The organism is Actinomadura sp. NPDC000600, from assembly GCF_040492135.1.
Taxonomy (GTDB): domain Bacteria; phylum Actinomycetota; class Actinomycetes; order Streptosporangiales; family Streptosporangiaceae; genus Spirillospora.
On sequence record NZ_JBEUPD010000008.1, the window covers coordinates 97,667 to 115,776 of the forward strand.

Genomic DNA, 18,110 nt, shown 5'->3' on the forward strand with positions numbered 1-18,110 from the left:
TCGTTCGAGGGAGGGGACCGGACGGATGGCCGCGCTGACGAGGGCCCAGAGGTCGAACGTCCTGTTCGGCTACGACGGGACCAAGGAGAACGACCCCGCGCTGCGCTGGGCGGTCGAGGAGGCGCGGCTGCGCGGGCTCGACCTGGAGCTGTGCTATTGCTGGCACTGGCCTTACCCGAGCGGCCACGTGGACGCCGGGGTGGAGGCCATCCTCCAGCGGGCGGGGGAGAACATGCTGCGCAAGGGCGCGCGCCGCGCTCGCGACCTGGGCGCGCAGGGGAAGGTCCGCACGCTGCTGAGGCGCGAGCCCGCCTGCGAGACCCTGGTGCACGAGTCCGACGACGCGGAGCTGATCGTGGTCGGCTCGCACGAGCGGCACCGGCTGCCCGAGGGCTCGACGGCGGTGGAGCTGCCCGCGCGGACCCGCCGCCCCGTGGTCGCCGTCCGCGACGCGGGCGGGGACCGCGGCCTCGTCGTGGCCGGCGTCGACGCGTCGGCGCACGCGGACGCGGCGGTGGGGTTCGCCATCGAGGAGGCGGCGCTGCGCGACTGCGACCTGCGCGTGGTCCACGGGGCGTGGGAGCCTGGGGCCGTGCCCGCGAGCGACCTGACCCTGTTCACCGACAAGGCCCGGCTGTACCAGGCGCGGGCCGCGATGCTGGAGCGGACCGTCCATCCCTGGCGGCGGCGGTACCCGAAGGTCCATGTGGACGTCTCGCTGCTGCTGGAGCCTCCGCGCGAGGTCCTGCTGGCCGCCGCCGCGGACGCCGACCTGCTCGTGGTGGGGGACCGCGGTACCGGGAGCCTCGACCCGCTGCTGCTGGGCGCGACCAGTTCGGCGATGCTGCACCACGCCCCGTGCTCGGTCGCGATCGTCCCGTCGCCGCGGTACGCCGCCCAGCGCGTCGCCTGAGGCGGGCCCTCACCGGCCGCCTCGGGCACCTTGCCGCGGGGCGGTCGGCAGGGATCAGTCGGGTTCGATGGGGCTCCGCCCCGGATGGCGCGCCGGCGCCTCGCGCGGGAGCACGGGCTCGATCCGGTACAGGGACGGCATGCCCCCGGAGCGCGCCGGGATCTCGCGGTGCACCCCGGCCAGGGCGCTGATCAGGTCCCGTGCGGTGATGAGGCCGGCCAGCGCGCCGTGCTCGTCGGTCACCGCCACGTAGTCCTTGTCCGACTCCAGCATGGCCAGCGCCGCGTCGGCGACGGTGGCCGACGGGCGCACCGTCGCGGCGGGCCGGGACGGCAGGAGGTCGGTGACGGGGCGGCGGGCGTCGCGCGGAGCGGTGGCGCTCCAGGTCGAGGTGAGGGTCTGGGCGTCGAGGACGCCGAGGAAGCCGCCCTCGACGTCGGTGACCGGCAGGTGGTGGATCTCGGCCCGGCACATCAGCTCCCAGGCCATGATCACCGACTCGTCCGCGGCGATGGTGAGCAGGTCGCGGCTCATCAGCTCGGCGGCGGTGCGCTGCTCCAGGGGCGGGCTGGCGGTCATGGGTCCTCCTCGGGGCCGGACGGAGTGCCTCCGGCTCCAGCCTCCCGCCGGGCGGTGCCCGGCGGCAGGGGCGAACGTCCCGGACCGGTGGCCTGGAGGGCCGGATCCGCGCCCCGCTGGACGTACTTGAGAAGCTCGATCGCCACGTAGGAGATGACGGCGATGACGACGATGCGGCCCCAGGCGGCGCCACCGAGCGGCGCGGAGTGGAACAGGTCGTTCATGAAGGGCGCGTAGGTGTAGAGGGCCTGGATCGCTATGAGGGCCAGGACGCTGGCGCCGACCCAGGGGTTGCGGCGGACGCCGTGCCACAGCAGCGGGCGGTCCAGCGAGAGGCAGTTGAACAGGTAGGTGAGCAGCGTCAGCGCGAAGACGTTGACGACGATCGTCTGCGCCACCGCCGGGCTCGCCCCGTGGGCGCGTTCCCAGTGCTGGAGCCCGAACGCGCCGGCGAGCAGGATCGCCGAGACCAGCAGGATGCGCAGCGTCATCGCGCGCGTGAGCAGCGGCAGTGACGGGTCGCGGGGCGGGCGGCGCATGATGTGCTCGTCCTTCGGCTCCACGGAGAACGGCAGGCCGAGCACGAGCACCGCCGTCATGTTCAGCCAGAGGACCTGGAGCGGCAGGACGGGCAGCGCCGTGCCCGCGACGATCGCCGCGACCAGCACGAGCCCGAGCCCGATGTTGGACGGCAGCGCCCAGACGATGAACTTCACCAGGTTGTCGAAGACGCCGCGCCCCTCCTCGACGGCCTGCTCGATCGAGGCGAAGTCGTCGCCGGTGAGCACCATGTCGGCCGACTCCTTGGCGGCGTCGGTGCCCGTGCCCCCCATGGCGACGCCGATGTCGGCCTGCTTGAGCGCGGGCGCGTCGTTGACTCCGTCCCCCGTCATCGCGATGACGTGCCCGGAGTCCTGGAGGATCTGGACGAGCCGGAGCTTCTGCTCGGGGGAGACCCTGGCGAAGACGGTGGTGGCCTGCACGCGTTCGGGCGAGACGTCGGCGGTGAGCTCGGCGCCCGTCATCACCTCGCCGTCCAGCCCGACGCGGGTTCCGACGGCGCGGGCGGTGGCGGCGTGGTCCCCGGTGATCATCTTGACCTGGACGCCGGCGTCGTGGCAGGTCCGCACGGCCCGGGCGGCGTCCGGGCGGGGCGGGTCGAGCATGGCCTGCAGGCCGAGGAAGGTCAGCGGCGGCGGCTCGTCCAGGCCGGGGCCCTCGGCGCGCCCCCGGGCGAAGGCCAGCACGCGCAGCGCCTGGCCGCCGTAGTCCTCGGCGCGGGCGTGGACCGCCGCGTGGTCGAGCGGGACGGGTGCGCCGTCCGGACCGGCGGCGTCCGCGCACAGCTCCAGGATCCGCTCGACCGGGCCCTTGACGTAGACGGTGCCGTCCTCGTGCAGGGTGGCCATGTAGCGCCGCTCGGCGGTGAACGGCAGCGTCGCGACGCGGCCCGGCGCGCGGTCGAGGCCGGCCTTCGCGGCGCTGGTCAGCAGGGCGCCTTCGGTCGGGTCACCGGTGATGTGCCAGCCGTCCGCCTGGTGCAGTTGCGCGTCGTTGCAGCCGAGGCCGGCCAGCAGCGCCTCCCGGAGCGCGGGATGGGCGGCCGTGTCGACCTCCCGCCCGTCCTGCTCGATCGCGCCCGTGGGCGCGTAGCCGGTGCCGGTGACGGTGTAGTCGCGGCCGCCGGCGGTGACGGCGGTGACCGTCATCTGGTTCTGGGTGAGTGTGCCGGTCTTGTCGGTGCAGATGACGGTGGTGCTGCCGAGCGTCTCCACGGCGGGCAGGTGCCGGACGATGGCGCCGCGGCGGACCATGCGGGAGACCCCGAGCGCGAGGGTGATCGTGACGACCGCGGGCAGCCCCTCGGGGATCGCGCCGACCGCGAGGGCGACCGCGGCGGTGAGCATCTCGGTCGCGCCGCGCCCGCGGAGCACGCCGATGAGGAAGGTCAGCGCGGCCAGCGCCAGGATCGCCACCGTCACGATCTTGCTGAAGTCGGTGATCTTGCGGGTGAGGGGCGTCTGGACCGCGCCGGTGTCCTGCACCAGCCGGTGGATGCCGCCGAGCTCGGTGGCCGCGCCGGTCGCCACCACCAGGCCCGCGGCGCCGCCGGCCGTCGCCAGCGTGCCGGAGAAGGCCATGCCGGTGCGGTCGGCGAGGGCGGCCTCGTCCTGCGCCGCGGTGTTCTTGGCGACGGGCACCGACTCGCCGGTGAGCGCCGACTCGTCCACGGCGAACTCGTCGGTGCGCATCAGCCGCAGGTCGGCCGGGACCTTGTCGCCGGCCTCCAGCCTGACCAGGTCGCCCCGCACCAGCCCGGCCGACGGCACGCGCTGGGCCGCGCCGTCGCGGACGACCAGCGCCGTCGTCTCGGCCATGGCGGCCAGGGCGCCGAGAGCCTTCTCCGCGCGCGACTCCTGGACGAACCCGACGATGGCGTTGACGACCACCACACCGAGGATCACCAGCGCGTCGACGTGCTCGCCGAGCAGGCCGGTCACCAGCGCCGACACCAGCAGCACGTAGATCAGCGGGCTGTTGAACTGCAGGAGGAACCGCACGACCGGGCCGCGCCCGCGCGCGGCGGGCAGCGTGTTGGGACCGTCCCGCTCCAGCCGCCGCGCCGCCTCGGCGGAGGCCAGCCCGTCGGCGGCGTCGCCGCCGAGCTCGCGCACGACGTCCTCGACGGGCCTGCGGTAGGGCGCGGGAGCCGTCGTCATCGGGCCGTGCGGCCGCCGCCGCGGGGTCCGGCGGTCTCGGGGCCGTAAGGGACGTTCATCGTCGCACCTCCTGCCGCAACCATATTGGCCGCTCGCGGCGGCGCGGTTCAGGGCCTAAGGTCCCGGCGCCCGCGGACCCACGACTCTGACCACCGGCCCCCGGGCTTGTGAGGCTTGGGGATCTGGAGGTGGAACACGATGGACGGACCACATGTCCTGGTCGGGTTCGACGGTTCGCCGGCCGCCGGGCGCGCCCTGCGCTGGGCGGCGACGGAGGCGTCCCTGCGCGGCGTGCCCCTGCGGGTCTGCCACGCCTGGACTTGGCCCTATCCGCCGGGACCGCGGGGAGACGAGGCGCAGGAGATCGTCCGCGGCATGGGGGTCATCGCCCTGGAGGACGGTGTCCGGATCGCCCGGGAGACCGCCCCGGACCTCGACGTGCGGCCCCTGCTCGCCGAGGGCACGCCGTCCGCCGCGCTCCTCGGGGCGGCGCGGGACGCCGAACTGATCGTGGTGGGCGCCCGCGGCGCGGGCGGTTTCGACCGGCTGCCGCTCGGCTCCACGGCCGTGCACGTCCCCGCGCACGCCGATCGTCCCGTCGTCGTGGTGCCCGCCCATGAACCGGCACGGGTCGAGAAGCGGATCGTCGTGGGCGTCGACGGGTCGCCCGCGAGCCGGGCCGCGCTGGGGTTCGCCCTTCGCGAGGCGGCGCTGTGGCACGCCTCGGTGACGCTGGTGTGCGCATGGTGGGACCCCGCCGTGCTCCCCGGCCCGGACCGCCTCCCGTTCACCGATCCGCAGGGGCTCAAGGAGGAGGCCAAGGCGCGGTTCGCCGCCGCGGTCGCGCCCGTCCTGGCCGCGCACCCCGAGGTCGCCGTCGAGCAGCGGTTCGTCCTGGAGCGGGCGGGGCGCGTCCTCGCCGACAACGCCCGGGACGCGATGCTGCTCGTGGTCGGCGACCGCGGGATCGGATCGTCCCCCAAGACCGCCCTCGGCGCCGTCACGCGGTCCGTGCTGCACGAGGCGCCGAGTCCGGTCGCGGTCGTCCACGACCGCGACACGCAGGTGAAGGAGTCGTCATGATCCGAGTACTGGTGGCGTACGCCTCCGAGCGCGGAGGAACCGCCGAGATCGCCGAATGGGTGGGCGCCGCGCTGCGCGAGGCGGGCGTGGAGGCCGACGTGCGGCCCGCCGGAGACGTCGAGATGCTCGACGGGTACGACGCCGCAGTCGTCGGCGGCGCCCTCTACGTCGGGCGCTGGCACCGGGAGGCGCGCCACTTCGTCCGGCACCACGCGGACGAGCTGGCGCACCGGCCGGTGTGGCTGTTCAGCAGCGGTCCCCTGGACCGCAGCGCCGAGGAGCGCACGGTCGACCCCGTGTCCGGCGTCGCCAAGTTCGCCCGCCGCCTCGACGCCCGCGGCCACGCCACCTTCGGCGGGCGGCTGGCGCCCGACGCCAAGGGCTTCATGGCCGCCAAGGTCGCCCGGACCGCGTCCGGGGACTTCCGCGACCGCGACCGCGTCGCCGAGTGGGCCGCCGGCATCGCCCGCGAGCTGCGGAGCGTGTCGGCATGAACAGGATCGTCGTCGGGGACGACGGGTCGGAGCCGAGCCTGCTCGCGATCGACTGGGCCGCCGACGAGGCCGCCCGCAGGGGCGCCGCGCTGCACGTGGTGTACGTCGTCACGCCGTGGCTGTTCGACGTCCCGACGGATCCGGGCGCGGCCCAGGTCCGGGAGCGGCTGCTCGACGGCGGCCGGGACATCGTCGAGCTCGGCGTCGCGCGCGCCCGCGACCGCGTGCCCGGGCTGGAGGTGACCGGCGAGCAGACCGGCGGGCAGCCCGCCAAGGTGCTCGTCGAGCAGGGGCGCGACGCGGTCATGGTCGTGACCGGCTCCCGGGGGTCCGGCGGTCTCTCGGGGCTGCTGCTGGGATCGGTGGCGATGCAGGTCGCGACGCACGCCACGTGCCCCGTGGTGGTCACCCGGGCTCCGAACGCGGACGTCCGGGGAGACGTCGTGGTCGGCGTGGACGGCTCTCCGGCCGGGGCGGACGCCGTCGGGTTCGCCTTCGAGGAGGCGGCCCTGCGCGGGGTGCGGCTGCGGGCCCTGTCGGCCTGGTCGCACCCGGTCCCCTCGGGCCGGGGCGACATGCAGCCCCTCGTCTACGACCGCGCCGTCGTCGCCGCGGAGGAGGAGCGGGTCCTCGCCGAGTCGCTCGCCGGCTGGTGGGCGAAGTACCCCGACGTCGACGTGGTGTCCGAGGCCGTCCACGGCGGGGCCGCAAGGGTCCTGGCGGGGGCGTCCGTCCACGCGGGCCTTCTGGTCGTCGGCTCACGGGGGCACGGGGGCTTCGGCGGGCTCCTGCTGGGGTCCGTCGGCCACGCGATGCTGATGCGCGCGCACTGCCCGGTCGCCATCGTCCGCGGACGCGGGTGACGGGGATCGTCCGCGGACGCGGGTGACGGTTTGGGAGGGCCTGGCCCGGCCGCCCCCCCAGGATCGGCCGGGCCAGGGTTTCAGCCGCGCCCTTCCCGGGACTGGGCGCCGTCGGCCTTGAGCTGCGCGGCCAGCGCGGCGGCCTGGGTTCGGCGGCTCATGCCGAGCTTGGCGAAGATGTTCGAGATGTAGTTCTTGACCGTCTTCTCGGCCAGGAAGAGGCGCTCGCCGATCTGCCGGTTGGTCAGGCCCTCCCCGATGAGCTCCAGGATGTGGCGCTCCTGCTCGGTCAGGCCCTTGAGGGGGTCGGTCTTCTCCTGGCGGGTGCGGAGCCGTTCGAGCATGCGGGCCGTGCTGCGCGGATCGAGCAGGGACTGCCCGGTGGCGACGGTGCGGACGGCGCCGACCAGGTCCGAGCCGTGGATCTGCTTGAGGACGTAGCCGGACGCGCCCGCCATGACCGCCTCGAACAGCGCGTCGTCGTCGTCGAAGGAGGTCAGCATCAGGCAGGCCAGCTCCGGCAGCTGGGAGCGGAGCTCGCGGCAGACGCTCACGCCGTCCCCGTCGGGCAGGCGGACGTCCAGGACGGCCACGTCGGGCCGGACGGCGGGGATCCGCGCCAGCGCCTCGGCCGCGGTGCCCGCCTCGCCGATGACCTCGATGTCGTCCTCGGCGGACAGCAGCGCGGCCACTCCGCGGCGGACGACCTCGTGGTCGTCCATCAGAAAGACCCGGATCGTCCCCGCGTTCTCTGGCGTCTCGGCGGTCATGGCTCTCGTTTCCTCGGTCCAGTGGTGACGGAATGGACGCTACCCCGCCGACCGGGCCGTCCCCCAGTCAGCGGACGTCCCGCCCCCGCGGGACGAACGTCCCGACCTGACGCGCGTCCCTGCGCCCCTTCGGGACGGACCTTCGGCCCTGCCGCAGGTCAGGTCGCGCGGGCGAGGCTGAAAGGTGACGGAAGGGAGCCATCCATGCAGACGAGGTACAGGACTTCCGCGGACATGGCGGAGGACATGCGCCGCGCCGTCGAGGACGCCCTGTGGGCGCCGTCGGTGCACAACACCCAGCCGTGGCGGTTCGGCGTGCGCGGCTCGCGGATCAGCCTGCGCGCCGACCCGGACCGCCGCCTGGGGGTGGCGGACCCGAAGGGCCGGGAGATGCTGATCAGCTGCGGTGCCGCCCTCTACAACCTCCGGCTGTCGCTGCGCGCGCAGGGCTACGAACCCGTGCTGCGGCTGCTGCCCGACCCGGACCGCCCGCACCTGCTCGCCGACGTGCATCTGGAGCCCGGCGAGGAACCGGACCAGCAGACCCTGGGGGAGTACGCGCAGATCCGGCGCCGGCGCAGCCACCGGGGCGCGTTCCGTCCGGAGACCGTCCCCGCCGGGGTCCTCACGGCCATGCGGTACGACGTCGAGCGCGAGGGCGCCCGGCTGATCGAGGCCGTCGACTCGCACGTCAAGGGGGCCCTGGCCGCCCTGACCGACGCGGCCGAGCACCTCCAGCGCCGCACCCCCGCCTACGCGGCGGAGATCAGCCGCTGGGCGCCGTCGCCCCGGACGGCCCGCAAGGACGGCATGCAGGAAGGGGCCTACCCGAAGCAGACCCCTGAGACCAGCCCGAACTTCCCCACCCGTGACTGGGCGCGGGGCCAGGGCTGGGGGGCCGAGCCCCCGCACCCGGGCCAGCCGGGGGTGGCCGGGGTGGCGCTGCTCCTGGTGTCCGACGGCGAGGGGCCGGCCGACTGGCTGCACACGGGCCTGGCGCTCCAGCGGGCGCTGCTGAGGGCGGCCGAGAGCGACCTGGCGGCCGCCTTCCACACCCAGGCGCTGGAGGTGCCGGAACTGCGCGCCTTCATCCGCGCCCACTTCTGCCGGGACGCCTACCCGCAGATGCTCCTGCGCATCGGCGTGCCCGAGGGGGAGGGGCTGGAGACCGTCCGGCGGCCCATCGACGACGTCATGATCGTGGAGCCTTGAGCGGGACGCGGTCGGGGATCCGGCGGCCGGTGATGAGCCGGGGGCGGATGACGATGAACTGGTCGCGCTCGCCGGGCGCCCAGCTGCGGAGGGGGAGGGCGGAGAGCCGGGCGATCTCGGCGGGCTCGGTGGCGCGGCGCGCGGGCCCCACCGTGACCACCGACCAGCCCTTGCCGGCGTCCGCGTCGATGTCGTCGATCTCGAAGGCGACGATCGTGTCGGAGGCGGCGGTGGCCAGTCGCGAGGCCGACGAGGTCTTCACCACGATGTGCTCGCCGTCGAAGACGTAGTTGACCGGCTGGACGGTGGGCAGCGCCTGGAGGGTGAACACGATCCGGCCGATCGCCGACCGGCGGAGCAGTGACCGGCATTCCCCGTCGTCGAGGATCTCCATGCCGCTGTGGTCGAGATGCATGCCCTCCAGGGTGACGCATCGGTGACCAAGGTCATCAGGGACGAAGGTCCCTGACCTGACTTCTAGCCCCGCGCAGGGTAATACTGGACCTGTGGCACAGGATTCGGGCACCGGTCATGACAGGGCACGACTGATCCTGCCGCAGATGCAGCTCGACGACCTGCTGTCGGAACTGCAATCGCGGCTGGAGGCGGCGCGCTCGACTCGCGACCGCGTGCACGCGCTGCTGGAGGCCGTGGTCTCCATCGGCAGCGAGCTGGACCTCGAATCGGTGCTGCGGCGGATCACCGAGGCGGCCACCACCCTCGTCGACGCCCGCTACGGCGCCCTCGGCGTGATCGACGAGGAGGGCGAGCACCTGGTGCAGTTCGTCACCGTGGGCGTGAGCGACGAGGAGATCGAGGCGATCGGCCACTGGCCGCACGGGCACGGGATCCTGGGCCTGCTGATCCGGGATCCGCGGTCGCTGCGGCTTCCGGACCTCGGTGAGCATCCCGCCTCCAGCGGGTTCCCGGCCAACCACCCGCCGATGCGCACGTTCCTGGGCGTCCCGATCCGCGTGCGGGACGAGGTGTTCGGCAACCTCTACCTCACCGAAAAAGCCGACGGCGGCCAGTTCGAGGAGGAGGACGAGGTCGTGGTGATCGCGCTGGCCACGGCCGCCGGCGTCGCGATCGAGAACGCCCGCCTGTACCAGGAGACGCGCCGCCGGGAGCGGTGGCTGGAGGCGTCGGCCGAGGTGTCCACCGCGCTGCTGTCGGGCACCGACCCGCACGAGGTGACGAGGCTGGTGGCGCAGCGGGCGCAGGAGATCGCCGAGGCCCGGCTCGCGACCGTGGCGCTGGTGGAGGACGGCAGCAGCCACCTCGTGGTGGAGGCCGCCCGCGGTGCGGACGCCGAGCAGTTGCAGGGCCTGCGGGTGCCGCTGGAGGAGTCGGTGGCCGGTCCCGTGTTCACCGAGGGGGTCGCCCTGCGGCTGGCCAACGGTGAGAAGGCGGCGCGCGAGTCGAACGTGCCCATGCGGGTGCCGGTGGGTCCGCTGCTGGTCGTCCCGCTGGGGCTCGGCTCGGCGGCGCGCGGCGTCATCTCCGTGGCCAACCCGCCGGGCGGGGCGCTGTTCTCGGAGGGGACGCAGCGGCTGCTGGAGGCGTTCGCGGGCCAGGCGGCGGTGGCCCTGGAGCTGGCCGAGCGCCGCCGCGACGCCGAGCGGCTCGCGCTGCTGGAGGACCGCGACCGGATCGCCAAGGACCTGCACGACACCGTCATCCAGCGGCTGTTCGCGACCGCGATGGGGCTGATGGCGGCGATCAAGATCACGCAGAAGCGGGAGGTCGCCGTCCGGGTGCAGCGGGCGGTGGACGACCTCGACGACACGATCCGGCAGATCCGCTCGTCCATCTTCGCGCTCCAGGGCCCCGAGACCGACGAGACGTCGCTGCGCAGCCGGGTGCACGCGCTGGCCGACAGGGCGGCCGAGCACCTGGGGTTCGCGCCCTCGGTGCGGCTGGACGGCCTGCTGGACACCTCGGTCGACGAGGAGATCGGCGAGCAGCTCCTGGCCGTCGTCCGGGAGGCCATGTCGAACGTCGCCCGGCACGCCCAGGCCACCGCGACGGCCCTGAACATCGATGTCGGGGACGACGTCACGGTGCGGGTGGAGGACAACGGCGTCGGCATCACCGAAGGCGGCCGCCGCAGCGGGCTCCGCAACATGGAGGCCCGTGCCGAGGGGCTCGGTGGAACGTGCACCGCCGAGCGGCGCCCTGAGGGCGGCACGGTGCTGGTCTGGCGCGTGCCCCTCAAGCCCGCCTGACCGGAAGGTCACGGGCCGATGCGGTGGTTGTCGAGGCGTGCCCAGTCGGCGTCCCACATCCGGTAGCGGCTCCGGTCGCACCGCGCCCGGACGAGCCAGTAGAAGCCGAGCAGGGGCAGTCCCGTGGCGAGGACGACCCCCGTCCCGTTCACCGCGGTGTGGACGACCGTCTGCGCGTGCCGGCGCGGCGGCGTGATCGAGACGCCGTCGGGCCCGGCCCACAGGATGAGGCGCTCCCCGACCGAAGCTCCCCGCCATGTCGTGTAGTCGGCGGTCCGCCGCGTCCCGTTCGGGTCCGTCCAGGCGACGGTGACCGTGCGCCTGCCTCCCGGGTCCTGCACCTTCACGATGGTGGCCTCGACGCGGTGCCGGGTGGCGGCCTGCCGGTGCTCGGCCCGCACCCCTGAGCCGTAGGCGGCCCGGACGGCATGGGCCACCAGCGGCGGCGTCGCACTGAGGAAGACCATGAGCAGCAGCAGACCGAGCCTCCACTGGATCCGGTCCACACCGCGCCGCAGGTCGTTGCGGTCGAAGCCGCAGCTGCGCCGCCGGCGGTCGATCCGCTCGCGCCAGCGGCCGGCCCGTGCTCGCATGGTCGTCGCTCCCATGACGCGGTCCCTTCACCTTCCCTCCATGGCGACGCTACGCATCCGGGGCCGGCGGCCGCAGAGGCGGAAGCCCCTCGCGCCCGGGACCTCCCGGGTCCTCCGGCCACCGCACCCGGGGACCTTCGTCCCGCCGATCGTGCGCCTAACGGTCCTACAGGCAAAGGCCGGTTCAGGATTCAGTAAGAGGTGACGAGATCAACGAAGTGATGGAAGGTGAGAGGCGATGGCACTCTCCGAGCACAAGACCCACGTGGGACGCGACACCCTCATCCGCGTGGTCACCCCCAAGCCGCTGACCGAGTCGCCCGCCGCCCGCTACATGTGGGCCGCCGCCCGCTTCGCGCTCGGCTGGATCTTCTTCTGGGCGTTCCTGGACAAGACCTTCGGGCTCGGCCACGAGACCCCCGCCGCCAAGGCGTGGATCGACGGCGGCAGCCCCACCGAGGGGTTCCTGGCGCACGCGCCCGTCGGACCGTTCGCCGGCTTCTACCACGACATCGCGGGAGCGGGCTGGGCCGACTGGCTGTTCATGATCGGGCTGGCCGGCGTCGGCGCCGCCCTCATCCTGGGCGTGGGCATGCGGATCGCCGCCGCGGCGGGAGCCGCCCTGCTGGTCATGATGTGGTCGGCCGTCCTGCCTCCGGAGAACAACCCCTTCATGGACGACCACCTCGTCTACGCGGTCCTGATCATCGGCCTGGCCCTGGTCAGCGCCGGCGACACCCTGGGACTCGGCCGCTGGTGGGGGAGCACCCCCCTGGTCAAGCGCCTCCCCTTCCTCAAGTGACCTGATCCGCGACACCCGAGGGGCGCTCCGAGAGGAGCGCCCCTCGTACGCGTGTCCGCGGCCGTCGACACCCGGTGAGCGGGAGAGCCGGGGATCGGATCCGGTGTCCGGCGCCGCCGCGCGTCAGGCGGAACGGCCCGCCTGCGAACGCGCAGGCGGGCCTGCCGGGTGGTGGAGGGCGGCGAGGGCCTGCTCGACCGCGTGGGGAAGCTCCCGGGCGGTGTCAATGGCGATCGATCCGGGCCAGGGCGCGGAGTCGGCGCGCATGGCGGCGGCGATGCCGGGGTCGGCGTCGGAGGGGCCCCGGGGACGGGTCCGCATGCGCTCGGCGCAGACGGCCTCCGGTGCTTCGCAGCGCAGCGAGGTCAGGTGGGCGTGCTCGTGCTCGGCGACCGCGGCGGCGAGGTTCCGGTTCTCCTGGGACGTCCAGGAGGCGTCCAGGATGACCGTCTCGCCCATGCGCAGCAGCCGGGCGGCGCGCGCGGCCATCTCGCGGTAGGTGCGCCGGCCCCATTGCGGGGTGTAGATGCCGGAGCCGTAGGACGCCGCCGCCGGCGCGGTGGGCGCCAGCCCGGCGAGCTCCTTGCGGATCCGGTCGCTGCTGAGCAGTGTGCAGCCGAGCCGGTCGGCCAGCGCCCCGGCCAGGGACGTCTTCCCGGTGCCCGGGAGCCCGCCGACCATGATCAGGCCGACGCGGCCGGCGCGCAGGTGGCGCAGCGCGACGTCGGCGTAGGCGCGCGCCTCGGCGGCCGCGTCCGGGGCGCCCTGGCCGTGCCGCAGGCACGCCACCTTGGCGCGGACGAAGGCGCGGTAGGCCACGTAGTGGTGGCGGAGCGAGGTCGGGGCGGGGTCGGCGGCGAACTCGGCGTACCAGCGGAAGAAGCGCTCCGCGTCCTCGGGGGCGCCCAGGCGTTCGAGGTCCATCGCCAGGAACGCGGCGTCGTCCAGGCCGTCCAGCCGGCGGAGCCGCTCGTCGAACTCCAGGCAGTCGAGGATCCGCGGCCCGTCGTCGAGGCAGAAGATGTCGCCGGCCAGCAGGTCGCCGTGCCCGTCGACCACGCGGCCGTCGGCGATGCGCGCGTCGAACAGGGGCTCGCGGCCGGCGAGGAACTCGTTCGCGAGCTCCTCGGTCTCGGCGGCGGCCCCGGCGTCCAGGACGGTGCCGTGGAAGGGCCTGACCTGGTCGAAGCTGTCGTGCCAGCGGCCCCGGACGGCGTCGCGGGTCTCCTGCGCCGCGATGGCGGGGCCGCGCGGCGCCCTCGCGTGCCAGGCGGCCAGGGTCCGCGCGGTCTCGCGCAGCGCGTCCCGCACCGGCGCGCCGGCCGCGACCAGGGTGGACAGGCGACGGTCGGCGGGCATCCGCCGCATCACCACCAGGTGGTCGCAGACGCCGCCGTCCGGGCCGTGGACGTCGGCGACGCCGAGGTAGACGTCGGGGGCGAACCGCCGGTTCAGCCTGACCTCCTCGTGGCACGCGCGCTCGCGCAGCTCACGGGTGCTGAAGTCCAGGAATCCCAGGTCCACCGGCTTCTTGAGCTTGTAGGCGCGGTCCCCGACGAAGAAGACCACGCCGATGTGGGTCTCGGTGACGGCGGCGCCTTCCACCGGCTCACGCCCTCGGATAGGCGGTGGGGAGGGTGTCGTCGTAGTCGTAGCCGAGGTTCTGGACGACGTCGACGACGCCCTCCGTGGCGGCGGTCATGCGCACGATGATCGGGATGAGGCTCTTCTGCTCGACGCGGCCGGTGAGGTGGACGACCCCCTCCTGGACGCGGACGTGCACCTCGGCGGGGTCCTGCCAGAGCCTGCAGACCAGCACGTCGTCGATGATCTCGTCGCGGACGGCGGCGTCCGAGCGGTGGAACACCGAAAGCAGGTCGCGGCGGGCCACGATCCCGGCGAGCCGGCCGTCCTTGCGCACGACGGGCGCGGCCTTGAACCCGTGGGCGTTCAGCAGCCGGGCGGCCTCGGCGACGGGGGTGCCCGGCTCGACGGTCACGACCGGCGCGCTCATCAGGCCGCGGGCGTCGACGGCGGCGGCCTTGGCCCGCGCCCGGGCCTGCGCCTGGGCGAACCGCCGCAGCGCGAGGCGGCGCGGTTCCGCGCCGGCCGGCCGCTCCTGCTTGCGCAGGAGGTCGGCCTCGGTGACGATGCCGGCGAGCCGGCCGTCGTCGTCCACGACGGGCACCGCGCTGATGCGGCGCTCGGCCAGCGCGTCGGCGATCTCGACGAACGGGGTGTCCTCGGAGACCGTCACGACGTTCTTCGTCATGACGTCCCCGACCGTGCGGCGTTTCATGGCTCTCCTCCCGGGCTTCGCTGGGCCTCAGCGGCTCTCGCCGACGGCGGCCCTGTGGTCCGCGCAGATCACGACCTCGCAGCGCGCCCGCTCCCGCACGACGGGGACGGTGTCGCCGCCGAGCGGATTGCCGTACTCGGAGTGCAGCCGGGCGCCCACCACCAGCAGTTCGGCGCGCTCGGCCGCCTCGACCAGCGCCTCGCCCGGCTCACCGGAGAGGACGCGGAGCCTGGTGGTCAGGTGCCGGGACCGGGGGATCTCGCGGGCGACCAGGCTTCGGAGCGCCAGCCACTCCCTGACGGCGCGCAGCGGGCGCCGCACGGGGGTCTCACCGGGCTTCAGGACGCGGACCACGTCCAGGCGCGCGCGCCGCTCGGACGCCTCGCGGGCGGCCCGGCGCAGGGCGGCCATGGAGTTGGGGGAACCGTCGACCCCGACGACGACGGAACGCTGTTCGGGCACGACCCACATCGGCGACCTCCTCAGTCACCCCCACCATCCCGCGCGGGACGGTCCGCGGATCAGTGCCGAGCGTCCCGCCGGGCCGGGACCTTCGGCCCGGGCCGGGCACCGGCCGGCCGGGCGCCGCCGGGTCGTCCGGTGCGGGTCATCCGGTGGCGCCCGGATTGAAGACGGCCTGCGCGGCGACGAAGGCCGCGACCGCGAAGACCAGGTAGGCGAACCAGCGCCGCAACCGGTCGGCGTCCAGGCGCCGGGCGAGCCGGGCGGCGCCGAGCGACCCGGCGACGGCCGCCAGGGTGAACGCCGCGACGATGCCGTAGTCCAGCGCCCCGTCCCCGGCGTGCGCGGCGAAGCCCGCGGCCGAGTTGACCACCACGATGACCAGCGAGGTGCCGACCGCGACGGTCATGGGCAGGCCCAGCCCGACGACCAGCGCGGGGATGATGAGGAAGCCGCCGCCGACGCCGAACAGGCCGGTCAGCACGCCGACGATCGCGCCGGCGCCGATCGACTTGGGCAGGCAGCTGCGCCAGTCGACGCCGCCGCCCGGCAGGGCGCACGACCCGCCGAGCCGGTCCCGCTCGGCCAGCATCCGCCAGCCGGCGGCCACCATGAGCGCCGCGAAGCCGAGCAGGACCGCCTGGTCGGGCAGGAGCCGGTTCAGGGCGGCGCCGCCGAAGGCGGCCACCGCTCCGGCGGCCCCGAAGACGCCGGCGATCCGCCATCGCACCTGCCCGGCGCGGACGCGGGGGAGCGCGGCCGTGGCCGAGGAGATCCCCACGACCAGCAGCGAGGCGGGGACCGCCGAGGCCAGCGGCAGGCCCGCGCCGTAGACGAGGGCGGGGACGGCGAGGATGGAGCCCCCGCCGCCCAGGAGCCCGAGCAGGACGCCGATGAGGGCGCCGAGGACGAGCGCGGTCAGCATTCCTTCACCTCCTGGGCGGGCGTGGGGGGCGCGTCATAGGCGGTCCGCGGCGAGGGCGTCCAGGATGGCGGACATGTCGCTCTTCGGCCCGCGGTTGTAGGGGAGCTTGGACAGGACCATTCCCATGGCGCAGGTGTTGGACAGCGCGGCGAACGTGAGGCCGCCGCCGATGGCCCCCGCGACCCACTTGGCGCGCGGGACGGCCGTGCTGGCCAGGACCGAGCCGAGCACGATCGAGCCGGCGACCAGGCGGACCTGGCGCTCCAGGTCCCAGCGGGCGCGTCCCGCGGCGACCTGCTCGCCCGCGGCCTGCCAGGCGCCGATGCCGCCGCGCAGGACGCGCAGGTTGGGCAGGCCCGCGGACGCCAGCGCCTGCGAGGCCTGGTCGGCCCGCTGCCCGGAGCGGCAGACGAGCACCACCTGCTCGTCGAGGTGGGCGCGCAGCTCCGCGCGGTGCTCCCGCAGCAGGTCGAGCGGCACGTTGTAGGACCCGGGGATGTGGCCGGTCTCGAACTCGCCCGGAGTCCGGACGTCGATGAGCCGCGGCCGGTCGCCGGAGTCCAGGAGCTCGCGCAGGGCGGGGACGTCCACGGTGGACGCGGAGGGCGGAGTGGTCACGAAGTCTTCTCCCGTGTGTCGGTGGCCGGTGGCCGGTGGTCAGTCGTCGGTGGTGGCGAGGCCCGCGGCGCCGGCCTCGGAGTAGTCGTCGTCGATGTGCACGGCCCGGCGTCCGGCCCGCCGGAGCAGGCTGGTGGCCGCCGCGGCCCGGTACCCGGAGCCGCAGTGCACCCAGACGGTCCCGTCGGGCACCTCGTCCAGCCGGTCGGGCAGCTCCGGCAGGGGGAGGTGGACGGCGCCCTCGATGTGCCCGTCCCGCCATTCGCCGGCCAGGCGCACGTCCAGCACGGCGTCCGGCGGCGGCAGGTGCCGGGGGACGCTGCCGGACCGGGCGGCGGCCAGGTCGGCGAACGTCGCGACGGGCGTGTCCGCCAGCCTGGCGGGGTCGCCGCCGGCCCACTGCTCGGGCGTGCCGGAGGCCGCCGCGGCCGGACGGTCGATGCCGATGCGGGCCAGTTCCCGCTGGGCGTCGGCGATCTGCTCGGGGCTGTCGCCGAGCAGGGTGAGGGGCGCGCCCCACGGGGCCAGCCAGCCGAGCCACGTCGACATCGCCCCGTCCAGGCCGAAGCTGAGGGTTCCGGCCAGATGCCGCTGGGCGAAGGCCTTGCGGGAGCGCAGGTCCACGACCCATTCCCCGGCGGCGACCCGGTCGCGCAGCTCGGCGGCGTCGGCGACCCGCGCGGGGGTGAGGTCGATCAGGTCGGCGCCGGCGCCGTTGCGGACGCCCATGTGCGCGTAGTACGCGGGATAGGCGTCGAGCCCCGCGAGGGTCTCGGCGACGAAGTCGTCGGCCTCCAGGCGCAGTGCCGGGTTGGCCCGCCTCTCCTGCCCGATGGTCGAGGAGGCGGCGTCGGACTGGCCCGCCGAGCAGAAGCTCCCGAAGCCGTGCGTGGGCCAGACGTGCGCGCCGTCGGGCAGCAGGTCGGCCAGGCGCCGCGCCGAGGCGTGCTGCCGCTCGGCCAGCAGGTGGGCGTGCTCGGCGCCGAGCAGGTCGGTGCGTCCGGTGGTGCCGAACAGCAGCGATCCGCCCGTGAAGACCCCTTCCGGCCCGCCGGGTCCCGACAGGATGTAGGACAGGTGGTGGAAGGTGTGGCCGGGGGTGGCGACGGCGCGGAGGCCCAGCGCGTCGGAGACGGCGATCTCGTCGCCGTCGGAGATGCCGGTCCGGTCGAACGCGACGTCCTCCTCGGCCGAGATCACGTAGGCCGCCCCGGTCGCCTTGGCCAGTGCCAGTCCGCCGGAGACGTAGTCGTTGTGCAGGTGCGTCTCCAGGACGTGCGTGATGCGGACGTCCAGCCGCCCGGCCAGGGCGAGGAAGCGGTCGATGTCGCGCTGCGGGTCGACCACCAGGGCCACCCGGCCGTCGTGGGCCAGGTAGCTGCGGTCGCCCAGGGACGAGGTCTCGACCACCTGGACGTGTACCATCGGCATTCACTCCTCATACCCGTATGGGTATCTGTCGCTGACATCGCGGCCCGGGTCCTGTCCGCTCGCCGGGCGACGGGCGGAACCGCCGCGGTTTCCGCGTTCGGTCTCCACCATACCCCTA

The 18,110-nt window shown here is 74.6% G+C and carries 18 protein-coding genes; 7 read left to right on the forward strand and 11 right to left on the reverse strand.

Annotated features, from left to right (window positions below):
* The first annotated feature begins 25 nt into the window (after positions 1–25).
* Positions 26–913: a universal stress protein gene (locus ABWI07_RS14395; protein ID WP_149257062.1), complete on the forward strand. Its 888-nt coding sequence runs from the start codon at positions 26–28 to the stop codon at positions 911–913.
* A gap of 54 nt (positions 914–967) precedes the next feature.
* On the opposite strand, the gene ABWI07_RS14400 is transcribed toward ABWI07_RS14395, so the two are convergent.
* Positions 968–1,492, reverse strand: a complete 525-nt coding sequence (locus ABWI07_RS14400; RefSeq protein WP_149257061.1) for a CBS domain-containing protein — start codon at positions 1,490–1,492, stop codon at positions 968–970.
* Positions 1,489–4,212: a cation-translocating P-type ATPase gene (locus ABWI07_RS14405; protein WP_353818820.1), complete on the reverse strand. Its 2,724-nt coding sequence runs from the start codon at positions 4,210–4,212 to the stop codon at positions 1,489–1,491. The genes ABWI07_RS14400 and ABWI07_RS14405 overlap by 4 nt, the downstream gene beginning before the upstream one ends.
* 198 nt (positions 4,213–4,410) lie before the next feature.
* Between ABWI07_RS14405 and ABWI07_RS14410 the strand changes: the two genes are divergently transcribed.
* The 3 genes from ABWI07_RS14410 to ABWI07_RS14420 are packed head-to-tail and all read left to right on the forward strand — an operon-like array spanning position 4,411 to position 6,652.
* Complete coding sequence (locus tag ABWI07_RS14410; protein WP_353818821.1) at positions 4,411–5,295, forward strand: universal stress protein; 885 nt, start codon at positions 4,411–4,413, stop codon at positions 5,293–5,295.
* Complete coding sequence (locus tag ABWI07_RS14415; protein WP_353818822.1) at positions 5,292–5,789, forward strand: flavodoxin domain-containing protein; 498 nt, start codon at positions 5,292–5,294, stop codon at positions 5,787–5,789. The genes ABWI07_RS14410 and ABWI07_RS14415 overlap by 4 nt, the downstream gene beginning before the upstream one ends.
* Positions 5,786–6,652 carry a universal stress protein gene (locus tag ABWI07_RS14420; protein ID WP_149257057.1) on the forward strand — a complete coding sequence of 289 codons (867 nt, stop codon included), beginning with the start codon at positions 5,786–5,788 and terminating at the stop codon, positions 6,650–6,652. Before ABWI07_RS14415 ends, ABWI07_RS14420 begins: the two co-directional genes overlap by 4 nt.
* A gap of 80 nt (positions 6,653–6,732) precedes the next feature.
* Here the strand turns inward: ABWI07_RS14420 and ABWI07_RS14425 are convergent, their stop codons facing one another.
* Positions 6,733–7,422: a response regulator transcription factor gene (locus tag ABWI07_RS14425; protein ID WP_149257056.1), complete on the reverse strand. Its 690-nt coding sequence runs from the start codon at positions 7,420–7,422 to the stop codon at positions 6,733–6,735.
* A gap of 204 nt (positions 7,423–7,626) precedes the next feature.
* On the opposite strand from ABWI07_RS14425, the gene ABWI07_RS14430 reads away from it, so the two are divergent.
* On the forward strand, positions 7,627–8,634 hold the full coding sequence (locus ABWI07_RS14430; protein WP_235036504.1) for an Acg family FMN-binding oxidoreductase: 1,008 nt from the start codon (positions 7,627–7,629) through the stop codon (positions 8,632–8,634).
* On the opposite strand, the gene ABWI07_RS14435 is transcribed toward ABWI07_RS14430, so the two are convergent.
* Positions 8,615–9,049, reverse strand: coding sequence for a pyridoxamine 5'-phosphate oxidase family protein (locus ABWI07_RS14435; protein WP_149257055.1), 435 nt, complete (start codon positions 9,047–9,049; stop codon positions 8,615–8,617). The two genes, ABWI07_RS14430 and ABWI07_RS14435, sit on opposite strands and share 20 nt — an antisense overlap.
* 91 nt (positions 9,050–9,140) lie before the next feature.
* Between ABWI07_RS14435 and ABWI07_RS14440 the strand changes: the two genes are divergently transcribed.
* On the forward strand, positions 9,141–10,862 hold the full coding sequence (locus tag ABWI07_RS14440; protein ID WP_149257054.1) for a GAF domain-containing sensor histidine kinase: 1,722 nt from the start codon (positions 9,141–9,143) through the stop codon (positions 10,860–10,862).
* An 8-nt stretch (positions 10,863–10,870) separates the two neighbouring features.
* Here the strand turns inward: ABWI07_RS14440 and ABWI07_RS14445 are convergent, their stop codons facing one another.
* Positions 10,871–11,470: an Rv1733c family protein gene (locus tag ABWI07_RS14445; protein WP_353818823.1), complete on the reverse strand. Its 600-nt coding sequence runs from the start codon at positions 11,468–11,470 to the stop codon at positions 10,871–10,873.
* 223 nt (positions 11,471–11,693) lie between these two features.
* On the opposite strand from ABWI07_RS14445, the gene ABWI07_RS14450 reads away from it, so the two are divergent.
* A complete protein-coding gene (locus tag ABWI07_RS14450) occupies positions 11,694–12,257 on the forward strand; it encodes a DoxX family membrane protein (protein WP_149257052.1) in 564 nt (187 codons plus the stop codon).
* Positions 12,258–12,380: 123 nt separating this feature from the next.
* On the opposite strand, the gene ABWI07_RS14455 is transcribed toward ABWI07_RS14450, so the two are convergent.
* The 6 genes from ABWI07_RS14455 to ABWI07_RS14480 all read right to left on the reverse strand — a co-directional run bounded on the left by ABWI07_RS14455 (position 12,381) and on the right by ABWI07_RS14480 (position 17,992).
* Positions 12,381–13,862 (reverse strand): bifunctional aminoglycoside phosphotransferase/ATP-binding protein, encoded by a 1,482-nt coding sequence (locus ABWI07_RS14455; RefSeq protein ID WP_353818824.1) that lies wholly within the window; start codon positions 13,860–13,862, stop codon positions 12,381–12,383.
* 4 nt (positions 13,863–13,866) lie between these two features.
* Complete coding sequence (locus tag ABWI07_RS14460; protein ID WP_149257050.1) at positions 13,867–14,556, reverse strand: CBS domain-containing protein; 690 nt, start codon at positions 14,554–14,556, stop codon at positions 13,867–13,869.
* 27 nt (positions 14,557–14,583) lie between these two features.
* Complete coding sequence (locus ABWI07_RS14465; protein ID WP_149257049.1) at positions 14,584–15,027, reverse strand: universal stress protein; 444 nt, start codon at positions 15,025–15,027, stop codon at positions 14,584–14,586.
* Between the two features lie 136 nt (positions 15,028–15,163).
* Positions 15,164–15,943 carry a sulfite exporter TauE/SafE family protein gene (locus ABWI07_RS14470; RefSeq protein WP_149257048.1) on the reverse strand — a complete coding sequence of 260 codons (780 nt, stop codon included), beginning with the start codon at positions 15,941–15,943 and terminating at the stop codon, positions 15,164–15,166.
* 33 nt (positions 15,944–15,976) lie between these two features.
* On the reverse strand, positions 15,977–16,561 hold the full coding sequence (locus ABWI07_RS14475; RefSeq protein WP_149257047.1) for a rhodanese-like domain-containing protein: 585 nt from the start codon (positions 16,559–16,561) through the stop codon (positions 15,977–15,979).
* Between the two features lie 39 nt (positions 16,562–16,600).
* Complete coding sequence (locus tag ABWI07_RS14480) at positions 16,601–17,992, reverse strand: MBL fold metallo-hydrolase (RefSeq protein WP_235036503.1); 1,392 nt, start codon at positions 17,990–17,992, stop codon at positions 16,601–16,603.
* Between the last annotated feature and the right edge of the window lie 118 nt (positions 17,993–18,110).